10 protein-coding genes are annotated in these 12,632 nt (G+C 74.6%); 3 read left to right on the top strand and 7 right to left on the bottom strand.

The window, feature by feature from the left end:
* Nucleotides 1-7: 7 nt before the first annotated feature.
* Both scpA and BLU95_RS32345 read right to left on the bottom strand, forming a co-directional pair.
* Nucleotides 8-2,290 (bottom strand): methylmalonyl-CoA mutase, encoded by a 2,283-nt coding sequence (scpA, locus tag BLU95_RS32340; RefSeq protein ID WP_093863092.1) that lies wholly within the window; start codon nt 2,288-2,290, stop codon nt 8-10.
* Complete coding sequence (locus BLU95_RS32345; RefSeq protein WP_093863093.1) at nt 2,287-4,158, bottom strand: methylmalonyl-CoA mutase subunit beta; 1,872 nt, start codon at nt 4,156-4,158, stop codon at nt 2,287-2,289. The genes scpA and BLU95_RS32345 overlap by 4 nt, the downstream gene beginning before the upstream one ends.
* Before the next feature lie 407 nt (nt 4,159-4,565).
* Between BLU95_RS32345 and BLU95_RS32350 the strand changes: the two genes are divergently transcribed.
* Nucleotides 4,566-5,594: a C40 family peptidase gene (locus BLU95_RS32350; RefSeq protein ID WP_093863094.1), complete on the top strand. Its 1,029-nt coding sequence runs from the start codon at nt 4,566-4,568 to the stop codon at nt 5,592-5,594.
* A gap of 50 nt (nt 5,595-5,644) precedes the next feature.
* Here BLU95_RS32350 and BLU95_RS32355 read toward each other — a convergent pair whose 3' ends face one another.
* The 4 genes from BLU95_RS32355 to BLU95_RS32370 all read right to left on the bottom strand — a co-directional run bounded on the left by BLU95_RS32355 (nt 5,645) and on the right by BLU95_RS32370 (nt 8,344).
* Entirely contained in the window at nt 5,645-5,974 is a 330-nt protein-coding gene (locus BLU95_RS32355) for a DHCW motif cupin fold protein (RefSeq protein WP_093863095.1), read from the bottom strand.
* A 38-nt stretch (nt 5,975-6,012) separates the two neighbouring features.
* On the bottom strand, nt 6,013-6,900 hold the full coding sequence (locus BLU95_RS32360) for a M56 family metallopeptidase (RefSeq protein WP_093863096.1): 888 nt from the start codon (nt 6,898-6,900) through the stop codon (nt 6,013-6,015).
* Nucleotides 6,897-7,268 carry a BlaI/MecI/CopY family transcriptional regulator gene (locus BLU95_RS32365; protein ID WP_093865285.1) on the bottom strand — a complete coding sequence of 124 codons (372 nt, stop codon included), beginning with the start codon at nt 7,266-7,268 and terminating at the stop codon, nt 6,897-6,899. The genes BLU95_RS32360 and BLU95_RS32365 overlap by 4 nt, the downstream gene beginning before the upstream one ends.
* 137 nt (nt 7,269-7,405) lie before the next feature.
* Nucleotides 7,406-8,344, bottom strand: coding sequence for a TIGR01777 family oxidoreductase (locus tag BLU95_RS32370; RefSeq protein WP_093863097.1), 939 nt, complete (start codon nt 8,342-8,344; stop codon nt 7,406-7,408).
* A 220-nt stretch (nt 8,345-8,564) separates the two neighbouring features.
* On the opposite strand from BLU95_RS32370, the gene asnB reads away from it, so the two are divergent.
* Both asnB and BLU95_RS32380 read left to right on the top strand, forming a co-directional pair.
* Nucleotides 8,565-10,397: an asparagine synthase (glutamine-hydrolyzing) gene (asnB, locus tag BLU95_RS32375; protein WP_093863098.1), complete on the top strand. Its 1,833-nt coding sequence runs from the start codon at nt 8,565-8,567 to the stop codon at nt 10,395-10,397.
* Between the two features lie 92 nt (nt 10,398-10,489).
* Nucleotides 10,490-11,167 (top strand): YoaK family protein, encoded by a 678-nt coding sequence (locus BLU95_RS32380; RefSeq protein ID WP_093863099.1) that lies wholly within the window; start codon nt 10,490-10,492, stop codon nt 11,165-11,167.
* 22 nt (nt 11,168-11,189) lie between these two features.
* Here BLU95_RS32380 and BLU95_RS32385 read toward each other — a convergent pair whose 3' ends face one another.
* Nucleotides 11,190-12,584: a hypothetical protein gene (locus BLU95_RS32385; protein WP_159425074.1), complete on the bottom strand. Its 1,395-nt coding sequence runs from the start codon at nt 12,582-12,584 to the stop codon at nt 11,190-11,192.
* Between the last annotated feature and the right edge of the window lie 48 nt (nt 12,585-12,632).

Genomic DNA, 12,632 nt, shown 5'->3' on the forward strand with positions numbered 1-12,632 from the left:
CCGGGCCTCAGATCTCGTGGCCGAGGTCGGCGGCGAGCGACTTCAGGAGGTCGTAGGCGGCCTCCGGGATCACCGTGCCGGGCGGGAAGACCGCCGCGGCGCCCGCCTCGTAGAGGGCGTCGAAGTCCTGCGGGGGGATCACCCCGCCGACCACGATGGTGATGTCCTCGCGTCCGGCGGCGGCGAGTTCGGCGCGCAGCGCGGGCACCAGGGTGAGGTGGCCGGCGGCGAGCGAGGAGACGCCGACGATGTGCACGTCCGCCTCGACGGCCTGCCGGGCGACCTCGGCCGGGGTCTGGAACAGCGGGCCGACGTCGACGGTGAAACCGAGGTCGGCGAAGGCGGTGGCGATCACCTTCTGGCCGCGGTCGTGGCCGTCCTGGCCCATCTTGGCGACCAGGATGCGCGGCCGGCGGCCCTCGGCCCGCTCGAACCGCTCGACCAGGTCGCGGGTGCGCTGCAGGGGGGCGGAGGGGCCCGCTTCGTCTCGGTACACACCGGAGATGGTACGGATCTGGCCGGAGTGGCGGCCGTACACCTTCTCCAGGGCGTCGGAGATCTCGCCGACGGTGGCCTTGGCACGGGCGGCGTTGACGGCCAGGTGCAGCAGGTTGCCGTCGAGCGAGCCGCCGCGCGAGGGACCGGCCTCGGCGGCCCGGGTGAGCGCGTCCAGGGCGGCGCGGGTGGCGGCCTCGTCGCGCTCCGCGCGCAGCCGGCGCAGCTTCTCGAGCTGGGCGGCGCGCACCGCGGAGTTGTCGACCTTGAGCACGTCGATCTGCTCGTCGCTCTCGACCCGGTACTTGTTGACGCCGATCACCGGCTGGCGGCCGGAGTCGATCCGCGCCTGGGTGCGGGCGGCCGCCTCCTCGACCCGCAGCTTGGGGATGCCGGCGTCGATGGCCTTGGCCATGCCGCCGGCCGCCTCGACCTCCTGGATGTGCTGCCAGGCGCGGTTCGCCAGGTCGTGGGTGAGCTTCTCGACGTAGGCCGAGCCGCCCCACGGGTCGATGACCCGGCAGGTGCCGGACTCCTGCTGCAGCAGCAGCTGGGTGTTGCGGGCGATCCGGGCGGAGAAGTCGGTCGGCAGCGCGAGCGCCTCGTCCAGCGCGTTGGTGTGCAGCGACTGGGTGTGGCCCTGGGTGGCGGCCATCGCCTCCACGCAGGTGCGGGCGACGTTGTTGAAGACGTCCTGGGCGGTGAGCGACCAGCCGGAGGTCTGCGAGTGGGTGCGCAGCGACAGCGACTTGGCGTTCTTCGGGTCGAACTGCTTGACCAGCTTGGCCCAGAGCAGCCGGGCCGCGCGCAGCTTGGCGACCTCCATGAAGAAGTTCATGCCGATCGCCCAGAAGAACGACAGCCGGGGCGCGAACGCGTCCACGTCCAGGCCGACGTCCAGTCCGGCCCGCAGGTACTCGACGCCGTCGGCCAGGGTGTAGGCCAGCTCCAGGTCGGCGGTGGCCCCGGCCTCCTGGATGTGGTAGCCCGAGATGGAGATCGAGTTGTACCGGGGCATCTTCTGCGAGGTGTACGCGAAGATGTCGGAGATGATCCGCATCGAGGGCTGCGGCGGGTAGATGTACGTGTTGCGGACCATGAACTCCTTGAGGATGTCGTTCTGGATGGTCCCGGCCAGCTTCTCCGGCGGCACCCCCTGCTCCTCGGCCGCGACGATGTACAGCGCCAGGACGGGCAGCACCGCGCCGTTCATGGTCATCGAGACGGACATCCGGTCCAGCGGGATGCCGTCGAACAGCTGGCGCATGTCGTAGATCGAGTCGATCGCGACGCCCGCCATGCCGACGTCGCCGGTGACCCGCGGGTGGTCGCTGTCGTAGCCGCGGTGGGTCGGCAGGTCGAAGGCGACCGACAGGCCCTTCTGGCCGGCCGCCAGGTTGCGGCGGTAGAAGGCGTTGGACTCCTCGGCGGTGGAGAAGCCCGCGTACTGCCGGACCGTCCACGGCTGGTTGACGTACATCGTCGGGTACGGGCCGCGCAGGTACGGGGCGATGCCCGGGTAGGTGCCCAGGAAGTCCAGGCCGGCGAGGTCCTCGGCGGTGTACAGCGGCTTGACGCCGATGCCCTCGGGGGTGTCCCAGAGCTGCTCGTCGACGTCCTTGCCGGTGGCCTGCCGCCAGGCGGCGCGCCACTGGGCCTCGGTGGCCTCCGGGCGGCCGGTCCCGGCGTCCGGGCGGTCGGCTCCGGCGTCCGGGCGGGTGGTCCCGGTGTCCTGGTCCGCGGGGGCGCCGTCGGCGTCCGGGTCCAGCCCGATCGCGGTGAAGTCGGGGATCATCGGGCCACTCCGATCTCGTCGAGCAGGGAGGTCAGGACGGCGACGGCGTCGCCGCCGGCGAAGACGAAGCCGTCCACGTCCGCGGGCGGGTTCTCGCCCGGCCGGCCGGCCAGCAGGACGCGGCGCGCGCCGGCGGCCCTGAGCGCGCCGGCCACCGCCCCGGCGTGCTCGCCGTACAGGGCGTCGCTGGAGCAGAGGCAGGCCACCGCGGCGCCGCTCGCGGCGAACGCCTCGGCGAAGGCCGCCGGGTCGGTGCCCTCGTGCGCGCTGGTGGCGATGCCGCCGGCCTGGAACAGGTTGGCGGCGAAGGTGGTGCGCGCGGTGTGCGCGGACGCGCTGCCGATCGACGCCAGGAACAGCGCCGGCCGCCCGCCGGTGGCCGCGAGGTGCGCGTCCGAGCGGTCGCGCAGGGCCTCGTACGCCTCGGCGCGCCGCACCGTCGGCAGCCCGCCGCCGGGGCCGGCCGGGGCCGGTTCGCGGACCAGTGCCTGCTCGCCGAGGTTGGGGAACTCGCTGACACCGGTGACCGGTTCGCGCCGCTTGGCGAGCCGGACCGAGCGCTCGGCCCAGGTGGCGGCGATCCGCTCCTCGACCAGGCCGGACTCCAGCGCCGCGCGCTGGCCGCCGGCCCGCTCGATCTCCTGGAACCAGGCCCAGGCGGCGTGGGCGAGTTCGTCGGTCAGCCGCTCGACGTACCAGGAGCCGCCGGCCGGGTCGACGACCCGGGCCAGGTGCGACTCCTCGAGCAGGATCGCCTGGGTGTTGCGGGCGATCCGGCGGGCGAAGGCGTCCGGCAGGCCGACCGCCGAGTCGAACGGCAGCACGGTCACCGCGTCGGCCCCGCCGACACCGGCGGCCAGGCAGGCGATGGTGGTGCGCAGCATGTTCACCCACGGGTCGCGGGCGGTCATCATGACGTCGGAGGTGACGGCGTGCTGGCGCTGCGCCGAGGCGGCCGGGGTGGCGCCGGAGGCCTCGGCCACCCGGGCCCAGAGCCGGCGCGCTGCGCGGAGCTTGGCGATCGTCAGGAACTGGTCGGCGTCCGCCGCGTAGCGGAACTCCAGCTGGCCGAGCGCGGCGTCCACGGAGAGCCCGGCGGCGGTGAGGGTGCGCAGATAGGCGACGCCGGTGGCCACCGAGGCGCCCAGCTCCTGGGCGGGCGAGGCGCCGGCCCCGTGGTACGGCAGGGCGTCGACGGCCAGCGCGCGCACGCCGGGGAAGCCCTCGGCGCAGCGGGCGGCGAGCGCGGCGGCCTCGGCGAGCAGGGCGTCGGTGCGCGCGGCGTCGCCGGTGCGGGCCTGCAGGCCGAGCGGGTCGGCGCCCAGGGTGGCGACGGCGGAGCCGGGGGAGACCTCGCGCTCCCGGTACAGCGCGAACAGCTGCTCGGCGGCTGCGGGGAACTCGGCGCCGGCGTCGAGGACCACGGCGGCCAGGTCGAGGTAGACGCCGGTGAGCGCCTCGCCCAGCGCGGTGACCGGGAGCCCGGCCCCGCCGAGCTCCAGCCAGAGCGAACCGCCGCCGTGCTCCAGGTCGGCCAGCGCGGCCTGGTTGGTGCGCCGCGGATCGGGGTCGCTGTGCCGCTGGCGGACGTCCCAGCCCGAGACCGAGGCGCCCTGCGGCCGGGCGCCGCGCACGAACGGCGGGAAGCCGGGGAGGCCGGGGTCGGCCGGGGCGTCCTCGGCGGTGTACAGCGGGCGGGCGCGCAGCCCGTCCTGGAGCGCGGTACCGAGCGCGTGCTCGGCCGCGGCGCCGTCCTCGGGCTGCGCCCCCGCCTTGCGGAGCACACCCTCGACGAGGGTCTGCCACTGCTCGCGGTGGGCGGCCGGGAACTCGGCGGCCAGGGGAAGCCCTTCGGGCGGGACCGTCATGCCCCGCAGGTTAGCGCCCGTTCGCGGGGGCGCAGGAGAGGCGAAGGGTGTGACCTTGCCCTCGCTGTGCACTCTGTTGCACTACCGGTGCCACAGGGGGCGCGAGAGGGGGTGCGAACAGGGGGTCGAGCAGGGGTGGGACAGGGGTTGAGCAGGGGTTGAGCAGGGGTCCGGAAGGGGGTGCTCGCGGTCCGGGGCGCGGTTTCGGAGGCGGGTGGCTTGCGGAACCTCGGTGGTCATCTATTAAGTTACTTAGTAGAGCGCGGGTGGAGGGCGCCGGAGGGCGCCGCGGAGGGCGCCGTACCCCTCGCCGTACGCCGGCCTGCCCGTTCACCCGCCCGTGTTCACGCCCTTCGGTTCGACCGTCACCCCTGCCCGTCCCTACTCGTCGCCAGGAGACCGCCACCATGGGAAAGCGCCGCAAGCCCAGCCCCCCGAGCCGGGCCCGCCTGGCGGTCCTCACGACCGCGATGGCCGGCGGCGTCGTCCTCACCGCCGGTCCCGCCCAGGCCGAGCCCGCGCCGGGCCTCGCCAGCGTGAAGGAGGAGGTCGACCGGCTCAACGAGGAGGCCGAGCAGTCGATCGAGCGCTACAACGGCTTCCAGGAGAAGCAGCAGAAGCTCCAGGGCGAGGCGAGCCGGATCCAGGAGAAGGTGGCCCGGGGCCAGGACGCGATGAACGAGCTGCGTACCCAGCTCGGCGGCGTCGCGGCCGACCAGTACCGCAACGGCGGCATCGACCCGTCCGTGCAGCTGATGCTCGACTCCGACCCCGGCGCCTACCTGGCCCGGGCCGCCGCCCAGAACCAGGTCGTCGACTCGCAGGCGGCCCTGCTGCGCCAGGCCCTGGCCGAGCAGCGCCGGCTCGACCAGGACCGCGCCGAGGCCACCGCCACCCTCGGTCAGCTCGACCAGGCGGCCGCCGCGCTCGCGGGCGAGAAGAAGGCGGTCCAGGACAAGCTGGCCAAGGCCCAGGCGCTGCTCAACAGGCTCAGCGCCGCCGACCGGGCCAGGATCAACGCCCAGGAGGCGGCCGCCACCCGGGCCTCCCGCTCCGCCGCCGAGCGGCCCGACCCCGCCGTGCCCGCCTCCGGCCGCGCGGCCGCCGCGATCCGCTTCGCCTACGCGCAGCTCGGCAAGCCGTACGTCTGGGGCGCCACCGGCCCGTCCGGCTTCGACTGCTCCGGCCTCACCGGCGCCGCCTACCGCGCGGCCGACGTCAAGCTCCCGCGCGTCTCCCAGGCCCAGTGGAACGCCGGCGCCCGCGTCGCCCGCGCCGACCTCCAGCCGGGCGACCTGGTCTTCTTCTACGGCGACCTGCACCACGTCGGCCTCTACATCGGCGACGGGAAGATGATCCATGCCCCGCGCACGGGGAAGAACGTCGAGATCCTCCCGATCGACGCCATGCCCTACGTCGGCGCGGTCCGCCCCTGACGGGCCCCGGGCCCCGGGCCCCGGGCGCGGGCGCGGACGCGCGGTCGTGCTCAGTCGACGATCAGCAGGCTGGCACCGTTCGGCGCGCTCGAGCGGTGCGCCTCCGCGTCGTCGGCCACCTGGTAGCTGCCGCCCCGGCCGGTCACCACGACCCGGCCGTCGTCGAGCGTGGTGACGAGCTCGCCCTCCAGGACGAACAGGACGTGCCCCTTGCGGCACCAGTGGTCCGCGACGTAGCCCGGGCTGTAGTCGACCCGCCGGACCCGGACGTCCCCGAACCGCTGGACACGGCTGGTGACTTCGCCGCGCTCGCCGGGCTTGCGCTCCTCGGCGACCCGGGTCCAGTCGGTGGCGGTGAAGGGGAAACCGGTGAGGTCCATGCCGTCACCCTGGTCGGTCGTTCCGGACTGCCCCCGGGTCACGGGTGCGGGGCGCAGGCCAGCAGGTAGGGGAGGAGCGGGGCGGCGAGGGCGGCCAGGCGGTAGGCGGGCGCCGGGGCCGCGGGGGGCCGGGCGAGGCGCTGGACCCGGGCGAGCACGCCGGTGGACGCGGCGGCGAGGGCGGCCGGGGCCGGTCCGGGCCCGGTGGTGGCCAGGGCGCAGAGCGCGCCCGCGAGTTCGGCGCGGGTCACCCGGGCGAGCGCGGCGTCGTCGGCCGCCATCTCCAGCAGCAGCGCCACCTCGGCCCGCCCGAGCCGGGCGAGCGGGAGGCGGCCGAGGAGGAGCGCGAAGGTGTCCGCGGCCAGCAGGACCAGGTGGTGGCGTCCGCGCAGGTGCCCGTACTCGTGGGCGACGGCCGCGGCGAGCCCGCGCTCGTCCAGCAGGTCGACGGCGCCCCGGGTCGCCACCACCCGGGCCCGGCGGCCGGGCAGGCAGTAGACGGCGGGCCGCGGGTCCTCCAGGACGAGCAGCCGGAGTCCCGGTTCCCGGGTGGCCACCAGGTCGAGCGTCCGGCGGTGCCGTCGCCGGGCTCCGGCGGCCCGGGCGGCGAGCACGGCGGTGACCGCCGCCACCGCGCCGCCGGCCGCGACCGGGACCCACCGGTCGTGGACGTGCGGTGCGACGGCCGGTTCCAGGTGCGGGAACAGTCCGACGAGGCCGGCCGGTTCGTGTCCGAGCGGCGCCACCAGGTGGTGCGCCGCCAGCAGCAGTCCGGTGCCGAAGGAGGCCATCAGCGCGAGCCAGAGCGCCGCACCGAGGGCGGGTCGCGCCTGGAGCCGGGCCCGCAGCCGCGCCGAGCCGGCCAGCCGGCGCGGGAGCAGGACGCCGACCAGGAGCAGGTGCAGTGCCAGCAGGGCCAGGGTCACCGTTCGTCGTCCCGCGCCTTGACCTGCTCCAGTGCGGCGAGCAGGGCCGTCGCCTCGTCGCCGCTGATCCGGTCGACGAAGTGCAGCAGGGCCCCGGCGCGGTCCGGACTGCCCTCCAGGGCCTGGTGCATCAGCTGCGCGGTGTACGACTCCCGGGTGCAGGTCGGTTCGTAGACCCAGGCCCGGCCGACCTTGGTCCGCCGCAGCCACTCCTTGGTGTTCAGGATGTCGGCGACGGTGTTGACGGTGGTGTACGCGACCGGGCGCTGCCGCCGCAGATCGTCGACGACCTCGCGCACGGTGGCCGGGCGGCCCCAGGACCAGAGCCGGTCCATGATCTCGGCCTCCAGATCACCCAGTCCGCGCAGCACCCGTCCGCTCCTCAGCCGTCCCGCCCCCCGGGTCTCCTGTCCCTGTGCCCGGTGCCCGCCCATCGTACGGCCGGGTCCGGCCGCGGAGGCCGGGCGCCGGGCCCGGTCCGGGAGCCCGGGCGCCGGGTCCGCGCTCAGCTGCGCATCCGCCGGAGCAGGTCGGTGGCGGCCGCGGGCCAGTGCGGGTGCTCGAAGCCGAACCCGGCCGCGAGCAGCCGCCCCGGCGCCACCGCCCGGCTCTTCAGCAGCAGTTCGGTGTCCGAGCGGAGTGCGAACGCGCCCAGTTCGGCCATCCACCGGGTGGCCGGGAGCCCCACCGGGATGCCCTTGGCCCGCCGGATCGCCTGCATGAACACCCGCTGCGGCAGCGGCGTCGGCGCGGCGAGGTTGACCGGTCCGGCGATGTCCTCCCGGTCGAGCAGGAAGCGCACCGAGCGGACCAGGTCCCGGTCGTGGATCCACGACAGGTACTGTCCGCCGCCGTCGACCGGACCGCCCAGGCCGGTCCTGGCCAGCCGCACCAGCTGGTGGAAGGCGCCGCCCGCCTCCGGGCTCATCACCATGGCGCAGCGCAGCGCGACCCGCCGGGTGTCCGGGGTGGCCGCGTCGGTCTGCTCGCGCTCCCAGGCGCGGGCGATCCGCACGCTCCGCTCCCAGTACGCGGGGACGCCGGGCTCCTCGCCGCCGATGACGCCGGTGTCCTCGTCGTGCGGGGCGCCGTAGGTGTGGGAGTAGATGGTGGCGGTGCTCATCTGCAGCCACACCCGGGGCGGGCGCCGGGCGCCCGCGATCGCGCGGCCGACGGCCCGGGTGGAGTGCACCCGGGAGTCCATCATGTCGCGCAGGTTCTCCTCGGTGTAGCGGCAGTCGACGCTGCGCCCGGCGAGGTTGATCACGGCGTCGGCGCCGTCGACCGCGGCGGTCCAGCGGCCCAGCGAGCGGCCGTCCCAGAAGATCTCCTGGTCGCGCCGGGGCCGGCGGGTGAGCAGCACCACCTCGTGGCCGTCGGCGGTGAGCGCGCGGTCCAGGACGCGCCCGATCTGGCCGGTCCCACCGGGTATGACGATCCTCATCGAGATCCCCCCTCGAAACGATTGGTCGTGCGCACCCTAGCGGTCGACCTGAACGTGTTCAAAATGCCGGTGTCGCCAGGACATGGCCGGAAATGTGTCCGAATCCGTGGAACCACCGGCGGCGTTCACCCGACTGGTGGTCCGGATCCGATCGTCTGCTCGCCCAAGCTCGCCAAAGCTCGCCCTAGCTCGTTCAAGCTCGTTCAAGGAGTGCTCGCGCATGTGCGGAATCACCGGCTGGGTGTCCTTCCACCAGGACGTCCGCCAAAGCGCCCCCGTCATCGAGGCGATGACCGCCACCATGACCCTGCGCGGCCCCGACGCCGGCGGCGTCTGGCTCGGCCGCCACGCCGCCCTCGGCCACCGCCGCCTCGCCGTCATCGACATCGACGGCGGCGCCCAGCCGATGCCCGACCGCCGGGACGAGCCCGGCGTCGTCCTCACCTACAGCGGCGAGGTCTACAACCACCACCAGCTGCGCGCCGAACTCCGTGCCAAGGGCCACCGCTTCGAGACCCGGAGCGACACCGAGGTGGTGCTGCGCGCCTACCAGGAGTGGGGCGACGCCCTCGTCGAGCGGCTGGAGGGCATGTACGCCTTCGCCGTCTGGGACGAGCGCGAGCAGCGCCTGCTGCTGGTCCGCGACCGGCTCGGCGTCAAGCCGCTGTTCTGGGCCGAGATCGACGGCGGCCTCGCCTTCGGCTCCGAGCCCAAGGCGCTCTTCGCCCACCCGGAGATCACCCCCACGGTGGACGCCGACGGCCTGCGCGAGGCCTACAGCCTGCTCTTCAACACCGGCCCCACGGTCTGGGCCGGCGTCCGCGAGGTCCACCCCGGCGCGCTGCTCGTCCTCGACCGCAGCGGCATCCGCGAGACCCGCTACTGGGAGCTCACCGCCCGCCCCCACACCGACGGCCTGGACGCCACCAAGGAGCGGATCGGCGAGCTCGTCAACCGCGCCGCCCGCGCCCAGCTGGAGGCCGACGTCCCGCTCTGCAGCCTGCTCTCCGGCGGCCTCGACTCCACCGTCGTCACCGCCCTGGTCGCCGACGAACTGCGGCTCCAGGAGGGCCCGGACGCCAAGCTGCGCTCCTACGCCGTCGACTACAGCGACCAGGCCGAGCAGTTCACCGGCGACGTGCTGCGCACCGGCCACGACACCCCGTACGCCGCCGAGGCCGGCGCGTTCATCGGCAGCGACCACTCCACCGTGGTGCTCGACCCGCGCACCCTGCTGGACCTGGAGCACCGCCGCGCCGTCGTCGTCTCCCGGGACTCGCCGATCGGCGTCGGCGACATGGACACCTCGCTCTACCTGCTGTTCGGCGAGATCCGCAAGCACTCCACGGTCGCGCTCTCCGGCGAGGCGGCCGACGAGGTGTTCGGCGGCTACCCGTGGTTCCACAACCCCAAGGCGCTCGCCGCGCAGACCTTCCCCTGGCTGCTCGTCACCGGCGACGAGGCGGCCATGCCGATCAACCCGGACCTCGCCGCCCACCTGCGGATCGCCGAGTTCCGCGACGACACCTACCGCAGCGCGCTGGCCGCCGTCCCGCACGCCGACGGCGAGAGCCCCGAGGAGCACCGCCAGCGCGAGATGCAGCACCTGTCCATGACCCGCTGGCTGCGCCAGCTGCTGCACCGCAAGGACCGCCTCTCGATGGCCCAGGGCCTGGAGGTGCGGGTCCCGTACTGCGACCACCGGCTGGTCGAGTACGCCTTCAACACCCCCTGGGCGATGAAGAGCTACGACGGCCGGGAGAAGAGCCTGCTGCGCGCGGCAGGCCAGGGCATCGCCCCGGACTCGGTGCTGTGGCGGCCCAAGAACCACTACCCGGCGACCCACCACGCCGACTACAACGGCGGACTGCAGCGGCTCGCCCGCGAGGCGCTGGACGCGCCGCACGTGCGCGACATCGCCGACGAGACGGTGATCAAGGCCAGCCTGGACACGCCGGCCGACCAGCTGGAGTGGGGCCACCGGCTCAGGCTGGAGCGGGTCGTGGACCTCGCCCTCTGGCTGGACCACCACCGCCCGGCGCTCGCCGTCTGACGGTCCCTCCGGCGGCCCGGCACGCGCGTGCCGGGCCGCCGGGGCTTAGGCTGCCGTGAGGCGAGGACCGGCGCAGCGGCAGGAGGGCGAGGATGCGCGACCCCCGGCACGGGCCGCTGGTGGCGATGCTGCTGGTGCTCACCGTGGTCACCGGACTGGTCGACGCCGTGAGCTACCTCGCCCTCGGGCACGTCTTCGTCGCCAACATGACCGGCAATGTGATCTTCCTGGGCTTCGCCCTGGCCGGCGCGCCCGGCCTCTCCGCGCGCGCCTCGCTCGCCGCCCTCGCCGCCTTCCTGGCCGGCTCGCTCGCGGGCGGGCACCTCGCCCGCCGCCGCCCCGGCCACCGGGGCCGGCTGCTGGTGCTCGCCGTGGCGCTCCAGGCGGCGCTGTTCGCCGGCTGCGCCGTCCTCACCGCGTTCCTCGGCCACACCGCCGAACCGGTCCGCTACACCCTGATCGGCGTGCTCGGCGGCGCGATGGGCCTGCAGAACGCGGTGGTGCGCGCGCTCAAGGTGCCGGACCTGACCACCACCGTGCTGACGATGACCCTCACCGCGCTGGCCGCCGACCGGGCGGGCCCGCGCCGTCTCGCCTCGGCCGCCTGGATGTTCGCGGGCGCCCTGCTCGGCGCGGTGCTCGTCCTGCACGCCACCGTCCCGGCCGCCCTCACCGCCGCCCTGGCCCTGCTGCTCGCCGTCGCCGCCCTCACCCACCGCGCCTCCGGCCACCCGGCCGCCCCCTGGACCGACCCGGACGGCGCGCGCTGACGGCGGTCCGGCCGACCGGGGATCAGGTGATCGCCGAGATCAGGTAACTCCCGTCCGACTGCCTGCTGAGGACGAGATTCCAGACGATGCTTCCGCTCGCACCTGCGGCAAGCGGCGCGGTCCAGCCGTCCTCGGCGTAGTAGGCGCCCCATACCGAAGCGGTGAGCCTGACCACGGGCTCGTCCAGCTGACCGGTCGGGTGGGGGTCAGGACGGTCGGGATAGACGAAGGCCGATGCTACGACCGACCGCGCGCGATGGCTCTGTACGTCCTCGGCCCCGGTGGCTGCCTCCGCCCGCCCCGGGCGGGCGGAGGCCGGGGAAGCCGCCAGCGCGGGGACGAGGTACGGCACGGCCCTAGCGATCCCGCCGTCCGGGCCGGGGTCGCCGAGCGCCTGATCGAACGAGCTCCGGGTCACGGCCCAGGCGGTCGCGACCGACTCGGGGTCCCTGCGGTCCACCACGAGGACCGGTGCCGTACCGGCCGGCGGAGGCGGTGGGGGAGTCCGGGGCCAGCCTGTCGCGGGTTTCGGAGCACCCTTGACCTCGGTCCCGGGAAGGACCTCGCCCGCCTCGTGGCAGGGATTGCACCGCTCACCCGCGCCGAAGTCGGTGTCGTAGGAGGTGGCCCAGCCGAGCACCATGCTGTGCAGGGTGTTCGCGCGTTCTTTGCGGACGCCGGAGATCCGGAACGGTCGGCCGTCGTCCTGGAGCCGCCAGCTGTGCCGCTTCCCGTCGACCGAACCCTCGACGACCAGCACGTAGTCGTAGCTGTGGTCGGTCGCGAGCACGGTGAGGCCGATGAGCTCGGGCTTCAGGGACTCCAGGTAGAGGTACTTGTTGCGGAAGTACGGAGCGTAGGAGACCCCGTCGGAGCCGGCGATCAGAGCGGCGGGATCGGGTGAGTCGAGGTCGATGCCGAGTTCGGTCCAGTCGCCCTCGCCCTGGCCCCGGCAGGCGAGCACGGTGCCGGGCTCGGGGTCGCGCGGTGCTCCGACGATCTCGGCCCGGACGCTGTCGATGACGACGGAACGTCCCACGCCGCCGACTGCGGTGACGGCCAGCCTTGAGGTGCCGTAGTCCATGCCGCCCTGCCGGTGTGCCCAGGTCCGGCTGCCCGAGCAGCCAGCGGCCTCCGCCGGAATCTCGTTGGCGCGCGCGGCACGGGGGAGGACGGTGTGGACGGGAGGGTCGGCCTGTTCCAGCAGGTACCGGGCGGTGACCCCGGGTACGCCGTGGTCGGTGCTGAGCGCGACGTGGGTGCCGAACGCGAGGGCGCTCGCGAGGACCACCGCGACCGCGCCGTGCCAGAGCCGGAACCGGCGCCCGGGCGGCCCGGGCGGTAGCAGGGTCACGGTGGCCTGCCCGGCCTGGATCACCGGCCCGTGGAACGTCGAGCCGTGGATCGTGTTCGTCACCTCGGAGGAGTGCTCCGGACCCGTCATTCCCCGCCCCCCGTCGTGCCG

Source organism: Streptomyces sp. TLI_053, assembly GCF_900105395.1.
Lineage (GTDB): Bacteria > Actinomycetota > Actinomycetes > Streptomycetales > Streptomycetaceae > Kitasatospora.